Here is a 22555-nt window from a genome sequence, read left to right on the forward strand (position 1 = left end):
TTGCGCGCTTCTTAATACAAGGAGCAACCGATGTCCGGTTCACTGGCCCAGGCGTTCGCGCATAACTTCCTCGGGCATTCGCCCCGCTGGTACAAGGCGTGCATCGTCGGGTTCCTGATCCTCAACGCCGTGGTGCTGTTCACTGTCGGCCCGGTCGCCGCCGGCTGGCTGCTGGTGATCGAGTTCATTTTCACTTTGGCCATGGCTCTCAAGTGCTATCCGCTGATGCCCGGTGGCTTGTTGCTGATCGAAGCCCTGCTGCTGAAGATGACCTCACCACAGGCCCTGTACGATGAACTGGTGCACAACTTCCCGGTGATCCTGCTGCTGATGTTCATGGTCGCGGGCATCTACTTCATGAAGGATCTGCTGCTGTTTCTGTTCTCACGGTTGCTGCTGGGCGTGCGCTCCAAGGCGCTGCTGGCGCTGATGTTCTGCTTTCTCTCAGCTTTTTTGTCGGCGTTTCTCGATGCCTTGACCGTAACCGCGGTGATCATCAGCGCGGCGGTCGGCTTCTATTCGGTCTACCACCGCGTGGCCTCGGGCAATGATCCGCGTCAGGACAGCGAATTCAGCGACGACCGCCATCTGCCGGCCCTGCACCATGAAGACCTGGAGCAATTCCGCGCATTCCTGCGCAGCCTGCTGATGCACGGCGCGGTCGGCACCGCACTCGGCGGGGTCTGCACCCTGGTGGGTGAGCCGCAGAATCTGCTGATCGGTCATGAAATGGGCTGGCACTTCGCAGAGTTTTTCCAGAAAGTCGCGCCGGTTTCGTTGCCGGTGCTGGCGGCGGGTCTGGTGACCTGCGTGCTGCTGGAAAAACTGCGCTGGTTTGGCTACGGCACCCTGCTGCCGGACAACGTCCGCGCCGTGCTGGCCAATTACGCCGCCGAAGACAACGCCGAACGCACCCCGCGTCAGCGTGCCGCCCTGCTGGTGCAAGGCGCTGCCGCATTGATCCTGATTGGCTGCCTGGCGTTTCACGTCGCGGAGGTCGGGCTGATCGGCCTGATGGTGATCGTGCTGATCACCGCGTTCACCGGCATCACCGACGAGCATCGTCTGGGCAGCGCGTTCAAGGACGCCATGCCGTTCACCGCATTGCTGGTGGTGTTCTTTGCCGTGGTCGCGGTGATTCACGATCAGCAACTGTTCGCCCCGTTGATCCAGTGGGTGCTGGCGCTGCCGGCGGAACAACAGCCGGGCATGCTGTTCATCGCCAACGGCCTGCTCTCGGCGATCAGCGATAACGTGTTCGTCGCCACGATCTACATCACCGAAGTGAAACAGGCCTTCCTGTCCGGGCACATGAGCCGCGAGCATTTCGAGACCCTGGCGATCGCGATCAACACCGGTACCAATCTGCCAAGCGTGGCGACGCCCAATGGTCAGGCGGCGTTCCTGTTCCTGCTGACTTCGGCGATTGCGCCGCTGGTGCGCCTGTCGTACGGGCGGATGGTGTGGATGGCGCTGCCGTACACCGTAGTGATGGGCCTGCTGGGCTGGTACGCCGTCAGCTACTGGCTGTAATTACGCCGAATAAACTGTAGGAGTGAGCCTGCTCGCGATAGCGGTGTGTCAGCCCAAGAAATGGTGACTGATACATTGCAATCGCGAGCAGGCTCACTCCTACATTTGTTTTTGGGGTGAGTTCAGCGACCGAGGATGTACTTCTCGATCGCCTGCGCCACGCCGTCTTCGGTGTTGGGGGCTGTAACGACATCAGCCTGGCGCTTCACCGCCTCTTCCGCCTGCCCCATGGCAATCGACAATCCCGCGCAATGGAACATCGCCGGGTCGTTGCCGCCGTCGCCAATCGCTGCCGTCTGTTCCAGCGGTATGCCCAGATGGGCGGCAATCGTCGCCAGTGCCGTACCCTTGTTGGCCTCCAGCGCTGTCACGTCCAGGTACACCGGTTGCGAACGCGAAACCTGAGCCATGCCGCTGACTTTGGCTAACAGGCGCGCCTCAAGCTCGATCAGCAGATCGGTGTTGTTACTGGTGGCAACGATCTTGTCGATGCGCTCCAGGTACGGCTCGAAACTCTCGACCACCACCGGCGGATAACCGAGGCCGTGCTGTTCGCGCGGCACCATCGGCCCGTGCGGATCCTTGAGCAACCAGTCGCCACCGCTGAACACCCAGATCTCCACATCCGGCTGGTCAGCGAACAACGCCAGAGCAATCAGCGCGGTCGGCACCGGCAGGTAATGCGCCACCAACAGACTGCCATCCGGATTGACGATGGTGCCGCCATTGAAGGCGGCGGTCGGCAGATCGACACCCAAGGCTTCGATCTGCTGCAGCATGGCTTTGGGTGGGCGCCCGGTGGCCAGGCTGAACAACACGCCGGCCTCGCGCAGCGAACGAACGGCATCAATGGTGCGCTGGCTCAGGCTGTGATCGGGCAGCAACAGCGTGCCGTCCATGTCACTCAGTAAAAAACGGATCGACTCACTCATCCCAGACCATGCCAGACGCGACCATCGCGAGTCAGCAGATCATTGGCGGCTTGCGGGCCGTCTTCCCCGGCAGCGTAAGTCTGCACACTCGCATCCTGTTGCCAGGCATCGAGGAAGGGCTGCACCGCGCGCCAGCCGTTCTCGATGTTGTCGGCGCGCTGGAACAGCGTCTGGTCGCCGGTCAGGCAGTCGTAGATCAGCGTTTCGTAGCCGGTGGACGGCTGCATCTCGAAGAAATCCTTGTAGGCAAAACCCAGCTCGATGTTGGCCATGTTCAACGCCGGCCCTGGCCGTTTGGCCAGCAGGTCGAACCACATGCCTTCATTGGGCTGGATCTGGATGCGCAGATAGGTCGGCTGCAACTCGTCGACCTCGGTGTCACGGAACTGTGCGTACGGCGCTGGTTTGAAGCAGATGACGATCTCGGTGTCGCGCACGCTCATGCGCTTGCCGGTACGCAGGTAGAACGGCACGCCGACCCAGCGCCAGTTGTCGATCATGACTTTCAGCGCGACGTAGGTTTCGGTGTTGCTGTCAGGCGCCACGTTGGCTTCCTGGCGATAGCCATTCAACGCTTTGCCATCGACTTCACCGGCGCGGTACTGACCGCGTACCGAATTGGCTCGCGCTTCTTCAACGCTCCACGGGCGGATCGCGCCGACCACTTTGGCCTTCTCGCCGCGCACGGCGTCAGCGCCGAACGCGGCCGGCGGTTCCATGGCGACCATCGCCAGCAACTGGAACAGGTGATTGGGCACCATGTCACGCAGCGCACCGGTGTGCTCGTAAAAACTGCCACGGGTTTCGACGCCGACGGTTTCTGCCGCAGTGATTTGCACGTGGTCGATGTAATGGTTGTTCCAGAACGCTTCAAACAAGCTGTTGGAGAACCGGCTGACCAGAATGTTCTGCACGGTTTCCTTGCCCAGATAATGGTCGATCCGATAGATCTGTTTCTCGGACATGACCTTGAGCAGGCAGGCGTTCAAGGCTTCGGCAGTGTGCAGGTCGGAACCGAACGGTTTCTCGATCACCACCCTTCTGAACGCTTCGGGGGTTTCTTCCAGCAGTTTGGCGGCGCCGAGACGGCGTACCACTTCACTGAAGAAACGTGGCGCGGTGGCCAGGTAGAACACCGCATTGCCAGTGCCGCTGTCGGCAATTTTTGCCGCCAGCGCGGAATAGGTGCTGTCGTCCAGGAAGTCGCCCTGGACGTAGCTGATACCTTTGGCGAGCTTGGCCCACAAGGCCGGATCAAGCATCTGATCGCCCTTGCCGACTTTCGCCGCCACTTCGGTACGGATGAAGTCTTCGAGTTTTTGCGCGAAGGCCTCATCGGTAATGGCGTTGTGGTCAACGCCGACGATCCGCAGATTCTCGTCAAGCAAGCCGTCGCGACTGAGGTTGTACAGCGCCGGCATCAGCAAGCGCTTGACCAGGTCGCCGTGGGCACCGAACAAAAACAGCGTGGTCGGTGGTGCGGGTTCTGCCTTGGATTTCCTGCGGATCGTATGGGTCATTTCTTCGGTGTCTCCACGTGGCCGCCGAAGCCGAAGCGCTGGGCCGAAAGAATCTTGTCGCCAAAAGTGCCCTGACCGCGCGAGCGGTAGCGCGAGAACAGCGAGTTGGACAGCACCGGAACCGGCACCGCCTGCTCCATGGCCGCTTCGATGGTCCATTGACCTTCGCCGCTGTCAGCCACCGAACCGGAGAAGCCGTCGAGTTTCGGATCGCTGGCCAGTGCGTCGGCGGTCAGGTCGAGCAGCCAGGACGAGACCACGCTGCCACGGCGCCAGACTTCGGCGATGTCGGCCACGTTCAGGTCGAAACGCTGATCTTCCGGCAGACGCTCGCTGGACTTGGTCTTGAGGATGTCGAAGCCTTCTGCGAAGGCGGCCATCATGCCGTACTCGATGCCGTTGTGAATCATCTTCACGAAGTGCCCGGCACCGGCAGGACCGGCGTGAATGTATCCGTGCTCGGCGCGGTGATCCTCGGATTTGCGATCCTTGGTGCGCGGTATGTTGCCCATGCCCGGCGCCAGCGCTGCGAACAGTGGGTCCAGACGGTTCACGGTCTCGGCGTCGCCGCCGATCATCATGCAGTAGCCGCGCTCCAGGCCCCAGACGCCGCCGGAGGTACCGACGTCGATGTAGTGCAGGCCCTTCTCGGCCAGGGTTTTCGCCCGGCGAATGTCATCCTTATAGTTGGTGTTGCCGCCGTCGATGATGGTGTCACCGGCTTCCAGCAAGTCGCTCAGAGTGTTGATGGTGTCTTCAGTCGGCGCGCCGGCCGGCAACATGACCCATACGGCACGTGGCTTGGCCAGGCCTGCCACCAGAGCGGGCAGGTCGGCAACGCCGGTGGAGCCCTCGGCGACCAGGTTATCGATGAAAGCGGTATTGCGGTCGTAAACAACGGTGGTGTGACCGTTGAGCATCAGACGTCGCGCAATATTGCCGCCCATGCGGCCCAGTCCAATAATCCCGAGTTGCATGTGCTGATGCTCCTTACTACAAATAAATGTGTGTCATTGGTTATAGCCCAACGCGACTGATGGAGGTTAGTCCAGAGCGTTGCGATGAAGTTTCCGGGCATTGTGCCCGATCCAGACTGATAACGCCCCGAATCCTGCCGAAGACACACCGACCATGAAAAATAAAAAAGTTCCATTCACGGGCAAAAGAAATCAAAATTGGCGCCGATAGCAAGTCAGTAGCCCCGACGCGGGGACGATTTGCAGTTGAGACACGCCATTTGCGAGGTGAGCAATGGGCACAGTACACACAGCAATGCCGCCACAAACCCTGTACGTCACGATCCGTCGCGATGAATTGCGCCAGTTGAAAGACGAGCGCGACCAGTTGAAGCAGGAGCTGGCGCAGCTGCGCTCGCTGACCCAGGGCGCTCAGCCCAAACCTCTGCCGGTGGTCCAGCGCCATCCGCACGCCTGACCTGCCCCGCCAGCTTCGGGAACGGCGCCTGTCGTTCCCGACATGATGCTCCCCTGCCCCTGATCAGCAACTAACGAAGTTTTCACACTGCCTTGGTGATACTCCGGCCCATTCTGGCCGTGCGTTTGCGCGCGGCCTCCGTTCGTCGGTTTGATGTAGCGGTCCGACGGTGGTTAGTGACGATGAGCTGGAGTGCTGAATGGCATTGTTCAAACGCAGCAAAACGACTGCGACAGGTTTCGACTGGGCCGGGGTTCTCTGGCTGTTCGCTTTCTTCTGGTATTTCTCGGGCATCACCCAACTGTTGATTCAGCTGACCGGTACCTCCGGTTTCAGCGGTTTCCGTCAGGCCTTCGTGATGAGCGCGCTGTGGCTCGCCCCGATGCTGGCGTTTCCCAAACGCACCAAACTGCTGGCCGCGCTGATCGGCGTAGTCCTGTGGGCCTGCTCGATGGCCAGCCTGGGTTATTTCTTCATCTATCAGCAGGAATTCTCGCAAAGCGTCATCTTCATCATGTTCGAGTCGAACATCTCTGAAGCCGGCGAATATATGACCCAGTACTTCGCCTGGTGGATGATCCCGGCATTCCTCGCCCATACCGCTTTCGCCTACTTCCTGTGGACCCGCCTGCGCCCGGTGTACATGCCCCGCGGCCGCGCGTTCGTGGCCGCGATCGCGATCGTTTTCGCCGTAGTCGGCTACCCGCTGATCAAACAGACCCAACGTACCGGCAGTTTCGCCGGCGGTTTCGAGAAGTTCGAAGACCGTATCGAGCCAGCCGTGCCTTGGCAGATGGCGGTGGCTTACCACCGTTACCTCGACACCCTGGCCGGCATGCAAGACATGCTGCACAGCGCGAGCAAGGTGCCGCCGCTGCATAACCTCAAGGTGGCCGATGCAGATAAACCGTCGACCCTGGTGCTGGTGATCGGCGAGTCGACCAACCGTCAGCGCATGAGCCTGTACGGCTATGGACGCAACACCACCCCGGAACTGGACAAGCTCAAGGATCAGCTCGCGGTGTTCGACAACGTCATCACCCCGCGCCCTTACACCATTGAAGCGCTGCAGCAGGTCCTGACCTTCGCCGACGAAGAGAACCCTGATCTGTACCTGTCCACGCCGTCGCTGGTCAGCATGATGAAACAGGCCGGTTACAAGACCTTCTGGATCACCAACCAGCAGACCATGACCAAACGCAACACCATGCTCACGACCTTCTCCGAGCAGGCCGACGAGCAGGTGTACCTGAATAACAACCGCAACCAGAACGCCGCGCAGTACGACGGTGACGTGATCGAGCCGTTCAACAAAGCGCTGACCGACCCGGCGCAGCGTAAGCTGATCGTCGTGCACTTGCTCGGCACTCACATGAGCTACCAGTACCGTTATCCGCCGACCTTCGACAAGTTCCAGGACCGTACCGGCGTGCCGGCCGGTGTGCGTGACGATCAGGTGCCGACCTACAACAGCTACGACAACGCCGTGCTGTACAACGATTTCGTGGTGTCGAGCCTGATCAAGGACTACGCCAAGTCAGATCCGAACGGCTTCCTGCTGTACCTCTCCGACCACGGTGAAGACGTGTTCGACTCCGCCGGCCACAACACCCTCGGCCGTAACGAGAACAAACCGACCGCGCCGATGTACACCATTCCGTTCATGGCCTGGGCGTCGCCGAAATGGCGCGAGAACCACGACTGGAACTTCGCCGCCGACCTGGGCCGGCCGTACAGCAGCTCGCACCTGATCCACACCTGGGCGGACATGGCCGGTTTGAGTTTCGATGAACTGGACCGCAGCAAGAGTCTGGTCAGCGACAGCTTCAAACCGCGTCCGCTGATGATCGGCAACCCGTACGAACGCGAGCAGCGCGCCCTGATCGACTTCAGCCTGATGAAGCCGAAAAAGGTCGAGCCCACCGCAGCGAATGTCGTGCAGCAGTAACCGCCTGGAAGGCGCCGGTTTCGAGAGATCGCAATCGGAGTAACGCATAAAGAAAAAGCTCCGTATCGCAAGATACGGAGCTTTTTTCGTTTTGGGCGGTCAGGTAGCCCGCTTTATGGGGCTCTACTGTACCGCCTGAGGGAAATCGGAGCAGCCAGCATGCTCGCACGTACCCTCCTCCCTGAAAGAGCAGCCAGCGCGCTCAGAGGGCGTCAGTCAATCGCGCCGCCGGACTCAAGGGTTTTTCCAGCACAAAAACAAACGCCCCGAACAGGTCGGGGCGTTTGTGGGTACATTCGCTTGGGTGCTTTCACACCCTTCGCGATGCAGTTCCGGCGCTATCAGTAAGCCTTGCCGGTCTTGTAGAAGTTCTCGAAGCAGAAGTTGGTCGCTTCGATGTAGCCTTCAGCGCCACCGCAGTCAAAACGCTTGCCCTTGAACTTGTAGGCCATGACGCAGCCGTTCTGGGCCTGCTTCATCAGGGCATCGGTGATCTGGATTTCACCGCCCTTGCCTGGCTCGGTCTGTTCGATCAAGTCGAAGATGTCCGGAGTCAGGATGTAACGACCGATGATCGCCAGGTTCGACGGCGCGTCTTCCGGCTTTGGCTTCTCGACCATGCTGTGTACGCGGTAGATGTCGTCGCGGATCATCTCGCCGGCGATCACGCCATACTTGCTGGTTTCCTGCGGATCGACTTCCTGAATGGCGATGATCGAGCAGCGGAACTGCTTGTACAGCTTGACCATCTGGGTCAGTACGCCGTCGCCTTCGAGGTTGACGCACAAGTCGTCCGCCAGCACCACGGCGAACGGCTCGTCACCGATCAGCGGACGACCGGTGAGGATCGCGTGGCCCAGACCTTTCATTTCAGTCTGACGGGTGTAGGAGAACGAGCACTCGTCCAGCAGCTTGCGGATGCCGACCAGGTATTTCTCCTTGTCGGTGCCCTTGATCTGGTTTTCCAGCTCATAGCTGATGTCGAAGTGGTCTTCCAGAGCGCGCTTGCCACGACCGGTCACGATCGAGATTTCAGTCAGGCCAGCGTCCAGAGCTTCTTCAACGCCGTACTGGATCAGTGGCTTGTTTACCACCGGCAGCATTTCTTTGGGCATGGCTTTAGTCGCTGGCAGGAAGCGAGTACCGTAACCGGCTGCTGGGAACAAGCATTTCTTGATCATATAAGTCCTTGAAAGGGCTGTGTGTACGAGTTTCGGCGCAGTCTAATCAGGCGGCGTGCACCTTACAATGCCCCGCACTGGCTAACCGATGCCAACATAGAGAAATATTCTCGCCGATAGTTCCGTTGGCGACTTCGACCCGCGAAAACAGAGTAGCTCAAACACGCAAATGCGCTGCATCACCATACGCTCATCATCCCCCAATGTGAGGATTTGTCGGTATCATGGCGCCTTTGAACCAGCGAACGAGACAGATAGATGGCCGCGGTAAAAATCATCAACGGGTATGTGATCGACAAGAAAGACGGCAAGTGGAACCTGACCACTACCAATGGCGAACACATCGCCGGTCCTTTCGACAGCGAGCAACTGGCGACTGATGTAGCGTCGGTATTCACCGACACCCCTGCGTCGTCCAAACGCCGTGGCAAAGATCAGGACTGATCTGTTGCGACACGCGCCGAGCCCTGCCCTTGTGCAGGGCTTTTTTGTGGCCGCTCGCAGCATGATGAAAACAAGTGGCCAATCGCTATAACCTTTTCATGCTGGCGCTGTCAGAGCGTTTAGCCCCTCCCTCGCTGAAGACGACACACTTATGAACATGAACAGAATGCTGCCGCTGATCGCGGTATTGGCCCTCGGTGGCTGTGCCACCTCGGAAACCACCTACCTGAACAACGGCGAACAGGGCTTGAGCATCGACTGCTCCGGGGAAGCCAACTCCTGGGCCACCTGCTACGAAAAGGCTGACGCCTCCTGCGCGGGCACCGGCTATCGCATCGTCGGTACCGACGGCACGCCGGCGCCCAAGGAGAGTGACAAAACCCTGGGGGTCGACGTCGGCAACTACAAGAACCGCAGTGTGGTGGTGGTCTGCAAATAGACCCTACATGTGGATCTCGGCGAACTTGATCCCGAGCCCGCGCACGATCTCGATCAGGTCGTCGAGCCGGGCAAAGGATTCGACTTCGTCGTTATCGTCCACCAGAAAATAGCTGCGACCGGCGCTCTTCTTGAAAAACACGATCCATTCGCCCGAGTTCGCCGGGTTCTGAATCACATGCGTGGCAGAGATAAGGCCCTCTGCATGCCGTTCCCGTACTTGCTCTCGCTTCATGCGCGACTCCAGAAATGAAAATGCCGTCACAGCAGGACTGTGACGGCATCGGTGCTGATGGACGCTATTCTATCAGCCGGAAATACAGGCATTGGCGGCGTTTTGCACGTCACGGGGACGAACCGGCACATTGGACATCCGCTCATGCAGCTTGATGCTGCTGCCGCCGGAACGGTCTTCGATATCAAACACCGCAGCCGCGCCGGTGGAAAATTTCCCGGGAACAATCACTCGCACGCCATCCTTGTGCGGCTGCATCTGCAGCGCGCCGCGGCTGTTGGCAAGCTTGTCGGCCAGGCACTGAGCATACTCATGGGGTTTCTTGCCGGAAATCACGCTCATGGTGGGCAAGGTTTCGTTGATTTCGGAAACACTCGCGCAACCACCCACGACCAACATCAACGGCAGACACACCACACCCCACTTCATACAAATACCTCCCATAAAGACCCTCGGACAGCAGTAATGCCATTTTTCTCCGAGGCTTACTCCATTAAACCCGCATGGAATCGCGAATAACTGTTTTTAATTGTCAAAGCAGCGCTCGACGGCGGGATAATAACCCGTTCGGGCTGATAAACTGCGCCAATCGCACATGCTATCGTTTTGATTTAGTAGAAAAAGCCCTTCTGGAGGCGCCCATGAAATTCATTCACCAGCGCGAGCACCTCAACGAAGACGACATCGTCGTCATCCAATGCTCGCAAACCTGCAACATCCGCTTGATGAACGACGCCAACTTCCGCGCGTTCAAGAACGGCGGCCGCCACACCTACCACGGCGGCGCTTTCGACACGTTTCCTGCACGCATCACCGCGCCGAGCACCGGTTTCTGGAACATCACCATCGACACCGTCAACCGTCGCGCCATCAGCGTCACGCGCAAGCCGACCCTGACCCACTCGATCAAGATCATCCGCCGCTCCAGCTCCAAACTGAGCTGAGTCGCCCCTAACGCAAAGGTAAGCACGACCGTGGCCCAAACGACCAAATACGTCATCAAATACAAGCTCAACGGTGAACGCCGTTTCGAGTTCGCGCAACTGGAAAACGGCACCGTCGAAGAGGCCAAGGCCGCACTGGACGCCATCCATGGCACCACCGAAGACGTGATCAGCGACATCGCCGTGAGCAAAGCCCTGTAACGCAACACTCGGGATTCGACCGCAAGCGGCGGAGTGTTCTGCCGCCGGGATTTGCCCAGACTGACAGCCTCGACCAAAGGGTTCAGGAGTCAGCATGTCAATGTCCCCGTCTCGGCTGGATGCGCTCGATTGGGCAAGCCTCGAACAGCATCTGGATCAATATGGCTATGCCATCGTCCGCTCGTTGCTGTCGGCGCAAACCTGTGAACGCTTGAGCGCCCTGTATTCGCAGACCGAACCGTTTCGTTCGCAGGTCATCATGGCCCGCCACGGTTTCGGTCGCGGGGAATACAAGTACTTCAGCTATCCCCTGCCGACAGCCATCGAACGTCTGCGCACTGCGTTTTACCCGCGCCTGGTGCCACTGGCCAACCGCTGGTACGAACGCATGAATGTGCCTGTACGCTTTCCCGCAACCCATTCCGAGTTTGTGCAGCGCTGTCAGGCTGCCGGCCAACTGCGGCCGACACCCTTGCTGTTGCAATACGGCCCGCAGGACTACAACTGCCTGCATCAGGATCTGTACGGAGAACTGGTTTTCCCACTGCAAGTGGCGATTCTTCTGTCGCAGCCCGGAGAGGATTTTACCGGTGGTGAGTTCGTTCTGACCGAGCAGCGTCCACGCATGCAGTCGCGCCCTCACGTCGTGGATCTGCACAAGGGTGACGCGGTTATATTCGCGGTCAACCAGCGCCCGGTCAGCGGCACACGCGGCGATTATCGAGTGACCATGCGTCACGGCGTCAGTCGCCTGCACAGCGGAAATCGGCATACTCTGGGCATCATCTTCCACGACGCATCATGAACGCCATGCACCCGACCACCTTCGACCTGTTCGCCGACCACGAACCCGAGCAACAACCCCGCGCCGAGCAGATCGGCGAACAATCGTGGGTGTTGCGCGGCTTCGCTTTGCCGGTGATCGATCAACTATTGCCAGCGCTGGAAGCCATTCTCGCCGTAGCACCGTTGCGCCACATGATGACCCCGGGCGGTTTCAGCATGTCGGTGGGCACCAGCAGTTGCGGAACCCTGGGCTGGATCACCGACCGTAGCGGTTATCGCTACAGCACCGTCGACCCGCTGAGTGGCCAGCCCTGGCCGGCGATGCCAGAAGTGTTGTCGGAACTGGCGCGCAAAGCAGCACAGCGCGCTGAATTTGCCGACTTTCATCCAGACTCCTGCCTGATCAACCAATATGTCCCCGGCGCGAAAATGTCTTTGCATCAGGACAAAGACGAAAATGCCTACGCGGCGCCGATCGTTTCGCTGTCATTGGGGTTGCCGGCGATGTTCCTGTTCGGTGGTTTTGCCCGTAGCGACAAAAGCCAGCGCATTCCTCTGCTGCATGGCGATATGGTGGTCTGGGGCGGGGTTGATCGCTTGCGCTTTCACGGCGTGCTGCCGATCAAACCCGGGCGGCATCCGCAGTTGGGCGAACGCCGGATCAACCTGACCTTGCGTGTCGCCGGGTGAACTGAAAAGTTTGACCGCAAGGCCCGGAGTGTTACCAACATTGCCGCTGGTTAACCTGAATCAAACAGGTCAACGGACTACTCGCCATGAAAAAGCTTTCGCCCCTCATCAACGTTGAAACCGATCCACGCTGGGCCGCCGTCGTTGCACGGGACCCGCGGGCCGACGGGCAGTTTGTCTATGCGGTGAAAACCACCGGCATCTACTGCCGCCCCAGCAGCCTTTCACGTTTGCCCAAACCGCAAAATGTCGAATTTTTCGACAGCGCCGAAGCTGCCGAAGCGGCGGGCTACCGCCCAAGCAAACGCACAAGCAAAGATCAGACTGACGTCGCCAGCCAGCACGCCGCGACCGTGGCGATGGCCTGTCGGCAGATCGAGTCGAGTGAAACAGTGCCCGCACTCAATGAACTCGCCGAAACCGCCGGCCTCAGCCCTTTCCATTTTCATCGGGTGTTCAAGGCCGCAACCGGCCTGACACCAAAGGGTTACGCGGCGGCGCATCGTTCGCGCCGGGTGCGTGAACGGCTCGCGGATGGCGGCACGGTGACCGATGCGCTGTACGACGCGGGATTCAATTCCAACAGCCGCTTTTATGAGGCAGCCGACAAGGTACTGGGCATGAAACCCGGTGACTATCGCGCTGCCGGTCGCAACAACGACATTCATTTTGCCGTTGGCCAATGTTCGCTCGGGGCGATTCTGGTGGCGCAGAGTGAGCGCGGCGTGTGCGCGATTCTGTTGGGCGACGATCCGCATCAACTGGTGTGCGATCTGCAGGATCAGTTCCGCAACGCAAACCTGATTGGCGCCGACGCCGGATTCGAGCAATTGATCGCCAAAGTGGTGGGTTTCATCGAAGCGCCAGCGCTAGGCCTCGACTTGCCACTGGATGTGCGTGGCACAGCGTTCCAGGAGCGGGTGTGGCAGGCGTTGCGGGAGATTCCAGTGGGTCGCACCGCCAGTTACGCCGAAATCGCTCAGCGCATTGGCGCGCCGACCTCCATGCGCGCCGTGGCGCAAGCCTGCGGCGCCAACCGTCTGGCCGTAGCAATCCCCTGCCATCGCGTGGTGCGCAGCGATGGCAATCTGTCGGGGTATCGCTGGGGCGTAGAGCGTAAGCGCCAGTTGCTGGAACGCGAAACCCAGTCTTAGCGCACGCCGATGTAGACCGACACGGACTCGGGGCCGGTATAGGCCTCGAAGTCGGTAGCGTAACGGCGCTGAATCTGCGGATTGGCTGCAAAGAAGTCCCAGATCTTTCCCCAGGTCGAGATGACCGCGTCTGGCAACGGCCCCTGCGCTTCGAACACCAGATACTCGCCCGCTTCGATCCGCACGGACTCAAAGTCTTTGACTGAAGCATTCACGGCAACGCCAGCGGTAACGTCAAACGCACCCGAAGCATCCGACTCGTAAGCCGAATACACGCCATAAATCGGCGAATGGGCTGACTTGCCGGGAATGGATTCGGCCAACTCCTCGCCGAAAAACCGGCCCCACATCGGGCCGATTTTCGCGGTTTCGGGTTGGTGCTCTGCGGCGTTGGTGGTGCGCACCCGCAGGCCAGCAACGGTGAAGGCGTCGATTTGCTGTCGTTTCAAATCCATCGAAATTGCGGCTCCCTGTATAGAAGTGCGGCCACACAGGGCCGCAATGACGCCTACTCTGTCAGCGATTGACGTCGACCACAACCCTGCCGCGAAGCTGTCCGGCAAGCAGCTCAGGTGCCGCATCGATGGCCTCGCTCAGGGCGATTTCGTGACTGATCACTGGCAACAGGGCGAAGTCCAGATCCTTGGCCAGACGCGCCCAGGCCTCGATCCGCCGTGCCTTGGGCTGGGTCACGCTGTTGATTCCGGCCAGGGTCACACCGCGCAGAATGAACGGCGCCACCGACGCCGGAAAATCCATGCCCTGAGCCAGACCGCAGGCAGCGACGGTGCCCTCGGCGCGGGTACTGGCGCAAGCGTTGGCCAGGGTGTGACTGCCGACCGAATCGATCACCCCGGCCCAACGTTCCTTAGCCAAGGGCTTGCCCGGCTCAGACAAAGTTGCGCGATCGATGATCTCGCTGGCACCCAGTTGCTTCAGGTACTCATGCTCGGACACCCGGCCGGTGGACGCCACCACGCGATAACCGAGTTTGCTGAGCAAGGCGATGGCGAAACTGCCCACCCCGCCATTGGCGCCAGTCACCAGCACTTCGCCCTGATCCGGGGACACGCCGTTACGCTCCAGCGCCAGAATGCACAGCATCGCCGTGTAGCCGGCGGTACCAATGGCCATGGCTTGCGCGGCGGTAAAGCCTTTGGGCAACGGAATCAGCCAGTCGCCATTGAGCCGCGCCTTCTGCGCCAATCCGCCCCAGTGACTTTCGCCCACGCCCCAGCCGTTGAGCAGCACCTGATCACCGACCTGGTAATCGGGATGCGAACTGACCTCGACCGTGCCCGCCAAGTCGATCCCCGGTACCATCGGAAACTTGCGCACCACAGGGCTGCTGCCAGTAATCGCCAGACCGTCCTTGAAGTTCAGCGTGCTGTACGCGACCTTCACCGTCACGTCGCCTTCAGGCAACTGCGCTTCGTTGATCTGCTGCAGGCTGGCGCGATATCCGCTGTCGTCTTTGTCGATCAAAATGCCGTTGAACATGGCTGCCTCTCAATCAATGGATTCAAATACTCGTGCCCTGGAATAACACAAAGCAACACATTGCCCCACCCGACTTTGCGCCAATTCGCAAATCCGCCCAGTAATTCCAGAGCGGGCGACTATGCTTTTTCGACGGCCGTGCTTTCGCTGCCATCCTGCTGAAAGCGGCCCTGTCGATGGAGCTGACAATGTCTTACCCGCGCTCGTTGCTTGCGATACTGATGCTGTGCCTGCTGACGGTTGGCAACACTTGGGCTGCCCCGGCTACCGCCAGCAAACCTGCTGCTGCCGACGCTGCCCCGAGCGCGCCGACGTGGCCGCAAGTGATCACCAGCGACAAGGCCAAACTGACCGTGTACCAGCCGCAACTCGACAGCTGGGATGGCTACACCCTCAATGCCCGGGCTGCCGTCGAAGCCACCGGCGCCGACGGCAAACCCACCTTCGGCATCGTCCAGTTCAGCGCGCACACGCTGGTCGACAAGGCCACGCGCTGGGTCGCACTGGATCAGTACAAGATCATCAAGGCCGACTTCCCTGCCGACGCCAGTCAGGCCGACGTCTGGCTCGGCGCGCTGCAGAAAGATGCCGAAAGTCGCAAGAAAACCATCTCCCTCGATCAACTTGAAGCCGCCGTCGGCGTGCTGTCGGCCGAGCAGAAAGCCGACAGCGCGCCGCTGGAAAACACCCCGCCGACGATCATCAGTTCAGACGTCCCGGCGCTGCTCGTCTACATCGATGGCGACGCCGTGTACCGGGCGGTCGATGGCACCGCGCTGCAACGGGTGATCAACACCCGCCCGCTATTGCTCAAGGACGCCGAGGGCAAGCACTACCTGCACGTGTTCGATGGCTGGATGGTCGCTGACAGCCTCAGCGGCGAATACACCCGTCTGACCACACCACCGGCCGATCTGGAGAAGGCCAAACAGGCGGCGATCCAGAGCCGTCAGGTCGATCTGCTGACCGGGCAGAGTGATCCGAAAGACAAGGTGCCAAATCTGGCCAGACCGCCGCAGCCGAAAATCTTCATCGCCACCACGCCCACTGAGCTGATCGTCACCGACGGCGCGCCGCAGTGGCTACCGATTCAGGGCACCAGCCTGCTCTACGTGAGCAACACCACCGGGCACATCTTCAAGGAAATCGGTGACCAGAACAGTTACGTGCTGATTTCCGGTCGCTGGTTTCGCGCTGCCGACATGCGCGGCCCATGGACGTTTACCCCGGCGGACAAACTGCCGGCAGATTTCGCCAACATCCCGGACGACAGCCCGAAAGAGAACGTCAAGGCCTCGGTCGCCGGCACGCCGCAGGCCAAGGAAGCCGCGATCGCGGCGACCATCCCGCAAACCTCGTCGATCAAGAAAAGCGCAGTGAAAATGACCGCACCGCAGTTCGATGGCGAGCCGCAGTTGAAGGCAATCAACAGCACATCCCTGCAGTACGTGGTCAACAGCGCGACGCCGATTATTCGTGTCGACAACGACAACTGGTATGCGGTGGAAAACGGTATCTGGTTCAGCGCCACCTCGGTGAACGGACCATGGAGCGTCGCCAGTTCGGTGCCGGCGGTGATCTATTCGATCCCGCCGAGTTCGCCGATGCATTACCTCACCTACGTCAAAGTCTATGAGTCCAGCGGCGACACCGTGGTGGTCGGCTATACCCCGGGTTATCGAGGGTCGAATCTGGATCCGGCCACCGGCGTGGTGGTCTACGGCACCGGTTATCCTTACACGCCGTGGGTCGGCAGCGTCTGGTATGGGCCACCGGTGACCTACGGTTTCGGCGTCGCCATGCGCTATACGCCGTGGACTGGCTGGACCTTCGGTTTCGGCTTCGGCTGGAGCTGGGGCGGCAACACCGTGGCGATGGGTTGGGGCTGGGGCGCTTATCCATGGTGGGGCAATTATGGCTGGGGTTACGCCTGGGGCCCGCGCCTGTACCCCGCGCCACTGGCCTGGGGCGGCGCCGCTTATGGCTATCGTGGCGGTGCTGTGGCCTGGGGGCCCGGTGGCTGGGCAGGCACCACCGGCAACATTTATCGTCAGTGGGGGGATCGCGCGACGGTGAGTCGCTATGGCGCCGGATACAACGCCTGGACCGGCAATCGCTGGGCCGGTCAGGTTGGCTCCTCCTATAACTCGCGCACCGGCATTGCGGCAGCAGGCCAACGCGGCGCGGTGCACAACGCCTACACCGGCAACTACGCGGCTGGACGCAGCGGTGAAGTGGTCGGGCCGAATGGTGGCGCCATCGCCGGTGGCCGGGTCACCGCAGGTAATGCTCGCACCGGCACCCAGGTCACCGCCAATCGTGGCGCGGTGTACAACCCCAACACCGACAAGACCACGCAGTATGCCGGCGTGAAAGGCCGCAACGGCGGCGCCGCACGGATTGGCGACAACGTCTATGCCGGGCGCGACGGCAACGTCTACAAGAAAACCGACAACGGCTGGCAATCGATGGTCAAGGGCAGCCCGGCCCGCACGGCGCCTGTCAACAACAATGTGCAACTGCAGAACCTCAATCGCGAGTCTGCTGCGCGCAACTTCGGCAACCAGCGCACCAACAACTTTCACAACTCCTCGCAAGTCATGAACCGCTCATTTGGGGGCGGCGGGGGCGGCGGTTTTCATCGCCGCTGATGGCTGCATTGAAAATTCAGACTGGCCCCGAGTCCGGTTTTGCTGTTAAAAAACCGGCTCTGCCGTCCCTGCCCCGTTTCATCGTTCGGAGAACCGCTTTCATGAGCCAATGGCCTGACACTCGCATTCTTGACCTGCTCGGCATCGAGCTGCCGATCATTCAGGCCCCGATGGCCGGCGCCACGACTTCGGCAATGGTGATCGCCGTGTGCAACGCCGGCGGCTTGGGTTCGATGCCTGCCGCAATGCTGAGCATCGAGCAGTTGCGCGAAGAGCTGAAGACCATTCGCGAGCACACCCGCAAACCGTTCAACGTCAATTTCTTCTGCCACCAGCCACCGGCCGCCGATGAACAGCGCGCGCAAGACTGGAAAAACCTGCTGGAGCCTTACTACCGCGAATTGGGCGTGGATTTCGACGCACCGACACCGGTTTCCAACCGCGCGCCATTCGATGCGGCAGCGTGCGCCGTGCTCGAAGAGTTTCGTCCTGAGGTGGTGAGCTTTCACTTTGGTCTGCCGGAAAAATCCCTGCTGGATCGGGTCAAGGCCACTGGCGCGAAAATCCTCTCGTCCGCCACCACTGTCGATGAAGCGATATGGCTTGAGCAAAACGGTTGCGACGCGATCATCGCCATGGGTTACGAGGCTGGCGGGCATCGCGGGATGTTTCTCAGCGATGACTTGAGCAGTCAGGTCGGCACCTTTGCGCTGGTGCCGCAGATCGTCGATGCGGTCAAGGTGCCGGTGATCGCTGCCGGCGCCATTGCCGATGCACGCGGTGTCGCCGCAGCATTGGTACTCGGTGCGTCAGCGGTGCAGGTCGGCACCGCGTATCTGTTCACCCCGGAAGCGAAAGTCAGCGCCTCGCATCACCAGGCGCTGCGCAGCGCCAAGGAAAGTGAAACTGCGATTACCAACCTGTTCACCGGCCGCCCGGCTCGCGGCATTCTCAATCGGGTGATGCGCGAAATCGGCCCGATGTCACCGAAAGCTCCGGCCTTCCCGCTGGCCGGCGGGGCGCTGATACCGTTGCGTGCCAAAAGTGAAGCGCAGTTCAGCAACCTCTGGGCCGGTCAGGCGTTCCCATTGGGCGAAGAGCTGAACAGCGCTGATCTGACCCGGCAACTGGCGGATGGCGCACTGGGAAAACTGCTCCGCCGCTGATCCGGCGCAGGGTGAGACATGGCACCACCTCACCCTGTGTTCACCAGCACTTCCTGTTTAGCGGCATTTCGCTATATATTTCGCTATATAGCGTTCCACCCTTCGCATCGGTGCAGTCCACCTCCAACAATAACTGCCCTCTGCACTCGCCCATAACGGAGCTGTTACATGACCATTCGTGCCCCACGTTTTGCCCCAACCTGCCTGGCCACCCTGCTTTCGGTATTCGCCTTCGGTACCGCTCAGGCTGATGAAGTGCAGGTGGCCGTTGCCGCCAACTTCACCGCGCCGATCCAGGCGATTGCTGCCGATTTCGAAAAAGACACCGGGCACAAACTGGTCGCCGCTTACGGTGCCACCGGCCAGTTCTACACCCAGATCAAAAACGGCGCACCGTTCGAAGTGTTCCTCTCGGCGGACGACACCACGCCGGAAAAACTGGAAAAAGAAGGCGACACCGTCAAGGGTTCGCGCTTCACCTACGCCATCGGCACCCTGGCCCTGTGGTCGGCGAAAGATGGTTATGTCGACGCCAAAGGTGAAGTCCTGAAGAAGAATGAATACCAGCACCTGTCCATCGCCAATCCGAAAGCCGCGCCATACGGTCTGGCCGCTACTCAAGTGCTGGAAAAACTCAATCTGACTGAGGCGACCAAGGCGAAGATCGTCGAAGGCCAGAACATCACCCAGGCCTACCAGTTTGTGTCCACCGGCAACGCCGAACTGGGTTTTGTCGCACTGTCGCAGATCTACAAGGACGGAAAGGTCACCAGCGGTTCGGCGTGGATCGTTCCAGCGAGCATGCACGACCCGATCAAACAGGACGCGGTGATTCTCAACAAAGGCAAGGACAGCGCCGCCGCCAAAGCGCTGGTTGAATACCTCAAGGGTCCGAAAGCCGCTGCGGTGATCAAGTCCTACGGTTACCAGCTCTAAATGTCGCTGACGAGTGCCGACTTCGCGGCGATCTGGCTGACCCTGAAACTGGCGTCCCTGACCACCGCTATCCTGCTGGTCGTCGGCACGCCGATTGCCCTGTGGTTGTCGCGCAGCCGTTCCTGGCTGCGTGGCCCCATCGGCGCAATCGTCGCCCTGCCCCTCGTACTGCCGCCGACCGTGATCGGCTTTTATCTGCTGCTGGCGATGGGGCCCAATGGCTTTCTCGGCCACTTCACGCAATGGCTGGGTCTGGGCACTCTGACCTTCAGTTTTACCGGGCTGGTGATGGGTTCGGTGATCTATTCCATGCCGTTTGTGGTGCAACCGTTGCAGAACGCGTTCTCCGCCATCGGCACCCGCCCACTGGAAGTGGCCGCGACCCTGCGCGCCAATCCCTGGGACACTTTTTTCAGCGTGATCCTGCCGTTGGCCCGCCCCGGTTTTGTGACGGCGGCGATCCTCGGTTTCGCGCATACCGTTGGTGAATTCGGCGTGGTGCTGATGATCGGCGGCAACATTCCCGACAAGACCCGCGTGGTCTCGGTGCAGATCTACGACCATGTCGAGGCGATGGAATATGCCCAGGCCCATTGGCTGGCCGGGGCGATGCTGGTGTTTTCGTTTCTGGTGTTGCTGGCGCTCTACTCCAGCCGCAAGACCCGCGCGGGTTGGAGCTGATCGATGATTGATGCACGTCTGAAAATCACTTATCCGGGTTTCAACCTGGATGTCGATCTGCACTTGCCGGGGCGTGGCGTGACTGCGCTGTATGGCCATTCCGGATCGGGCAAAACCACTTGCCTGCGCTGTATCGCCGGGCTTGAGCGAGCCGAGCAGGGTTTCATCCAGATCAACGACGAAGTCTGGCAGGACAGCGAACGGCGGATTTTTGTCCCGCCGCACAAACGTGCAATCGGTTACGTGTTCCAGGAAGCCAGTCTGTTTCCGCACCTGTCAGTGCTGGCCAACCTGCAATTTGGCCTTAAACGCATTGCCAAGGCCCAGCGCCGGGTCGACATGGCGCAAGCCACCGAACTACTGGGCATCGGTCATTTGCTGGAGCGTCATCCGCAGCATCTGTCCGGCGGCGAACGCCAACGTGTCGGCATCGCCCGCGCGTTGCTGACCAGCCCGAAACTGTTGCTGATGGATGAGCCGCTGGCCGCCCTCGACAGTCAGCGTAAAAATGAAATCCTGCCATACCTGCAACGTCTGCACGACGAGCTGGACATCCCGGTGCTCTACGTCAGCCATGCGCAGGATGAGGTCGCCCGCCTGGCCGATCATCTGGTGCTGCTCAGCGACGGCAAGGCCCTGGCCAGCGGCCCGATTGGCGAAACCCTCGCGCGCCTTGACCTGCCAATGGCGTTGGGCGATGACGCTGGTGTAATCATCGAAGGCCAGGTCAGCGCCTACGATGCCGAGTACCAGTTGCTGAGTCTGCAATTGCCGGCGACTGCCATGAACATCCGGGTGACTCACGCGCCGATGGCGGTCGGTCAGGCCCTGCGCTGCAAGGTGCACGCCCGCGACATCAGTCTGGCCCTGCACAACAGCGAGGCCAGCAGCATCCTCAATCGCTTGCCGGTGACCGTGGTCAGCGAGCTGGCGGCGGACAACGCCGCGCATGTGCTGATTCGTCTGGATGCCGGCGGCACACCGTTGCTAGCGCGGATCACGCGGTTTTCCCGGGATCAGCTCGGCATCCACCCGGGCCAGCATTTATGGGCGCAGATCAAGGCCGTCGCCGTGCTGGCCTGAATTGGTTGGCACGACGGCCATGGCGCGCGGTCAATCGCTGTAACAGAGCGATTCGCCAAGGACACCGCCATGCCCGACACCGCACTAGCCGACGTCTTACCGCCCGACCTGCATTACGTCGACGATACCCAACCCGGCCTCACCCGTAAAAAGCTGCGTGGCAAGTTCGCCTATTTCGATCCGGCCGGGCAGCGCATTACCGACCCTGATGAGATCAAACGGATCAATTCGCTGGCAGTGCCGCCGGCCTACACCGATGTCTGGATCTGCGCCGATCCGCGTGGCCATTTGCAGGCCACCGGACGCGATGCCCGGGGCCGCAAGCAGTATCGCTATCACCCGCGCTGGCGCGAGGTGCGCGATGCCGACAAGTACTCGCGCTTGCGTGAGTTCGGCATGGCATTGCCGAAGTTGCGCAAACAGCTTGAAACCCTGCTGGACGCACCCGGCTTCAGCCGCGACAAAGTCATGGCCACGGTCATCACGCTGCTCGACGCCACATTGATTCGTGTCGGCAATACCCAATACGCGCGGGACAACCGCTCCTATGGCCTGACCACCCTGCGCAGCCGACATGTCGAGGTCAACGGCAGCGCGATCCTGTTCCAGTTTCGCGGCAAAAGCGGCATCGAACACCAGATCACCGTCAAGGATCGTCGCCTGGCGCGCATCATCAAGCGCTGCCTGGAAATCCCCGGACAGAATTTGTTCCAGTATCTGGACGAAAACGGCGAGCGGCACACCGTCAGTTCCCATGACGTCAACAGCTACCTGCAAACCCTCACCGGCGCCGACTTCACTGCCAAGGATTACCGCACCTGGGCCGGCAGCGCACTGGCTTTGGCGGTATTACGCGAACTGCAATGGGAGTCGGAAGCCGAGGCGAAACGGCATGTGGTGGAGATGGTCAAGAGCGTGTCCAAACAGCTGGGCAACACCCCGGCGGTGTGCCGCAAGTGCTACATCCATCCAGCCGTGGTCGAGCGCTTCCTGCTCGGTGCGCTGGCCGAACTGCCACGCCCGAGGGTGCGCAAGGGCTTGCGCTCCGAGGAAGTGGCGCTGGCGATGTTTCTCGAGCAAATGATGGACGCGTCTTGA

The 22555-nt window shown here is 60.5% G+C and carries 24 protein-coding genes; 16 read left to right on the plus strand and 8 right to left on the minus strand.

Translation table 11 applies throughout. The annotated features are described in order from the left end of the window. Nucleotides 1–30: 30 nt before the first annotated feature. Nucleotides 31–1533 carry a sodium/proton antiporter NhaB gene (gene nhaB, locus AC3WMV_RS03890; protein WP_096796548.1) on the plus strand — a complete coding sequence of 501 codons (1503 nt, stop codon included), beginning with the start codon at nucleotides 31–33 and terminating at the stop codon, nucleotides 1531–1533. Nucleotides 1534–1655: 122 nt separating this feature from the next. On the opposite strand, the gene AC3WMV_RS03895 is transcribed toward nhaB, so the two are convergent. The 3 genes from AC3WMV_RS03895 to gnd are packed head-to-tail and all read right to left on the minus strand — an operon-like array spanning nucleotide 1656 to nucleotide 4962. Then, complete coding sequence (locus tag AC3WMV_RS03895) at nucleotides 1656–2465, minus strand: HAD family hydrolase (protein WP_103366997.1); 810 nt, start codon at nucleotides 2463–2465, stop codon at nucleotides 1656–1658. Then, the gene (zwf, locus tag AC3WMV_RS03900; protein WP_103366996.1) at nucleotides 2462–3985 is read right to left on the minus strand and encodes a glucose-6-phosphate dehydrogenase; all 1524 of its coding nucleotides are present in this window, start codon (nucleotides 3983–3985) and stop codon (nucleotides 2462–2464) included. The genes AC3WMV_RS03895 and zwf overlap by 4 nt, the downstream gene beginning before the upstream one ends. Beyond that, nucleotides 3982–4962 carry a phosphogluconate dehydrogenase (NAD(+)-dependent, decarboxylating) gene (gene gnd / locus AC3WMV_RS03905; protein WP_007964647.1) on the minus strand — a complete coding sequence of 327 codons (981 nt, stop codon included), beginning with the start codon at nucleotides 4960–4962 and terminating at the stop codon, nucleotides 3982–3984. Before gnd ends, zwf begins: the two co-directional genes overlap by 4 nt. Nucleotides 4963–5236: 274 nt before the next feature. On the opposite strand from gnd, the gene AC3WMV_RS03910 reads away from it, so the two are divergent. Together AC3WMV_RS03910 and AC3WMV_RS03915 are read left to right on the plus strand one after the other, a co-directional pair. Then, nucleotides 5237–5419: a DUF6026 family protein gene (locus AC3WMV_RS03910; RefSeq protein ID WP_007964649.1), complete on the plus strand. Its 183-nt coding sequence runs from the start codon at nucleotides 5237–5239 to the stop codon at nucleotides 5417–5419. A gap of 199 nt (nucleotides 5420–5618) precedes the next feature. After that, nucleotides 5619–7367, plus strand: coding sequence for a phosphoethanolamine transferase CptA (locus AC3WMV_RS03915; protein ID WP_103366995.1), 1749 nt, complete (start codon nucleotides 5619–5621; stop codon nucleotides 7365–7367). A 341-nt stretch (nucleotides 7368–7708) separates the two neighbouring features. Here AC3WMV_RS03915 and galU read toward each other — a convergent pair whose 3' ends face one another. Further along, nucleotides 7709–8548, minus strand: coding sequence for a UTP--glucose-1-phosphate uridylyltransferase GalU (gene galU / locus AC3WMV_RS03920; protein ID WP_007912230.1), 840 nt, complete (start codon nucleotides 8546–8548; stop codon nucleotides 7709–7711). A gap of 258 nt (nucleotides 8549–8806) precedes the next feature. On the opposite strand from galU, the gene AC3WMV_RS03925 reads away from it, so the two are divergent. Further along, nucleotides 8807–8992 carry a hypothetical protein gene (locus AC3WMV_RS03925; protein ID WP_007964653.1) on the plus strand — a complete coding sequence of 62 codons (186 nt, stop codon included), beginning with the start codon at nucleotides 8807–8809 and terminating at the stop codon, nucleotides 8990–8992. A 151-nt stretch (nucleotides 8993–9143) separates the two neighbouring features. Continuing rightward, complete coding sequence (locus tag AC3WMV_RS03930) at nucleotides 9144–9431, plus strand: hypothetical protein (protein ID WP_007964655.1); 288 nt, start codon at nucleotides 9144–9146, stop codon at nucleotides 9429–9431. Between the two features lie 3 nt (nucleotides 9432–9434). Here AC3WMV_RS03930 and AC3WMV_RS03935 read toward each other — a convergent pair whose 3' ends face one another. Further along, nucleotides 9435–9665, minus strand: a complete 231-nt coding sequence (locus AC3WMV_RS03935; RefSeq protein WP_027612691.1) for a hypothetical protein — start codon at nucleotides 9663–9665, stop codon at nucleotides 9435–9437. A gap of 72 nt (nucleotides 9666–9737) precedes the next feature. After that, a complete protein-coding gene (locus AC3WMV_RS03940) occupies nucleotides 9738–10094 on the minus strand; it encodes a hypothetical protein (RefSeq protein WP_027612690.1) in 357 nt (118 codons plus the stop codon). Nucleotides 10095–10306: 212 nt separating this feature from the next. Between AC3WMV_RS03940 and AC3WMV_RS03945 the strand changes: the two genes are divergently transcribed. The 5 genes from AC3WMV_RS03945 to ada all read left to right on the plus strand — a co-directional run bounded on the left by AC3WMV_RS03945 (nucleotide 10307) and on the right by ada (nucleotide 13440). Then, nucleotides 10307–10609: a DUF1883 domain-containing protein gene (locus AC3WMV_RS03945; protein WP_024164475.1), complete on the plus strand. Its 303-nt coding sequence runs from the start codon at nucleotides 10307–10309 to the stop codon at nucleotides 10607–10609. 30 nt (nucleotides 10610–10639) lie between these two features. Further along, on the plus strand, nucleotides 10640–10810 hold the full coding sequence (locus AC3WMV_RS03950; protein ID WP_096796544.1) for a hypothetical protein: 171 nt from the start codon (nucleotides 10640–10642) through the stop codon (nucleotides 10808–10810). A 94-nt stretch (nucleotides 10811–10904) separates the two neighbouring features. Then, on the plus strand, nucleotides 10905–11615 hold the full coding sequence (locus AC3WMV_RS03955) for a 2OG-Fe(II) oxygenase (protein WP_103366994.1): 711 nt from the start codon (nucleotides 10905–10907) through the stop codon (nucleotides 11613–11615). Between the two features lie 5 nt (nucleotides 11616–11620). Continuing rightward, nucleotides 11621–12286, plus strand: coding sequence for a DNA oxidative demethylase AlkB (alkB, locus tag AC3WMV_RS03960; protein WP_103367204.1), 666 nt, complete (start codon nucleotides 11621–11623; stop codon nucleotides 12284–12286). A gap of 86 nt (nucleotides 12287–12372) precedes the next feature. Continuing rightward, the gene (ada, locus tag AC3WMV_RS03965) at nucleotides 12373–13440 is read left to right on the plus strand and encodes a bifunctional DNA-binding transcriptional regulator/O6-methylguanine-DNA methyltransferase Ada (protein WP_103366993.1); all 1068 of its coding nucleotides are present in this window, start codon (nucleotides 12373–12375) and stop codon (nucleotides 13438–13440) included. Here ada and AC3WMV_RS03970 read toward each other — a convergent pair. After that, on the minus strand, nucleotides 13437–13895 hold the full coding sequence (locus AC3WMV_RS03970; protein WP_103366992.1) for a GyrI-like domain-containing protein: 459 nt from the start codon (nucleotides 13893–13895) through the stop codon (nucleotides 13437–13439). The genes ada and AC3WMV_RS03970 overlap by 4 nt on opposite strands. Nucleotides 13896–13956: 61 nt before the next feature. Beyond that, a complete protein-coding gene (gene acuI, locus AC3WMV_RS03975) occupies nucleotides 13957–14940 on the minus strand; it encodes an acrylyl-CoA reductase (NADPH) (RefSeq protein ID WP_103366991.1) in 984 nt (327 codons plus the stop codon). Between the two features lie 188 nt (nucleotides 14941–15128). On the opposite strand from acuI, the gene AC3WMV_RS03980 reads away from it, so the two are divergent. From AC3WMV_RS03980 to AC3WMV_RS04005, 6 genes are all read left to right on the plus strand, one after another. Further along, nucleotides 15129–17591: an autotransporter gene (locus AC3WMV_RS03980; RefSeq protein ID WP_103366990.1), complete on the plus strand. Its 2463-nt coding sequence runs from the start codon at nucleotides 15129–15131 to the stop codon at nucleotides 17589–17591. Between the two features lie 101 nt (nucleotides 17592–17692). After that, on the plus strand, nucleotides 17693–18757 hold the full coding sequence (locus tag AC3WMV_RS03985; protein ID WP_103366989.1) for an NAD(P)H-dependent flavin oxidoreductase: 1065 nt from the start codon (nucleotides 17693–17695) through the stop codon (nucleotides 18755–18757). Between the two features lie 168 nt (nucleotides 18758–18925). Continuing rightward, entirely contained in the window at nucleotides 18926–19693 is a 768-nt protein-coding gene (modA, locus tag AC3WMV_RS03990; protein ID WP_027612682.1) for a molybdate ABC transporter substrate-binding protein, read from the plus strand. Next, nucleotides 19694–20374 carry a molybdate ABC transporter permease subunit gene (gene modB, locus AC3WMV_RS03995; protein WP_097087329.1) on the plus strand — a complete coding sequence of 227 codons (681 nt, stop codon included), beginning with the start codon at nucleotides 19694–19696 and terminating at the stop codon, nucleotides 20372–20374. It begins immediately after the preceding gene. A 3-nt stretch (nucleotides 20375–20377) separates the two neighbouring features. Continuing rightward, nucleotides 20378–21457, plus strand: coding sequence for a molybdenum ABC transporter ATP-binding protein (modC, locus tag AC3WMV_RS04000; RefSeq protein WP_097087327.1), 1080 nt, complete (start codon nucleotides 20378–20380; stop codon nucleotides 21455–21457). Between the two features lie 69 nt (nucleotides 21458–21526). Beyond that, the gene (locus AC3WMV_RS04005) at nucleotides 21527–22555 is read left to right on the plus strand and encodes a DNA topoisomerase IB (protein WP_096796534.1); all 1029 of its coding nucleotides are present in this window, start codon (nucleotides 21527–21529) and stop codon (nucleotides 22553–22555) included.

The sequence above is a fragment of the Pseudomonas sp. FW305-3-2-15-E-TSA4 genome, assembly GCF_058787295.1.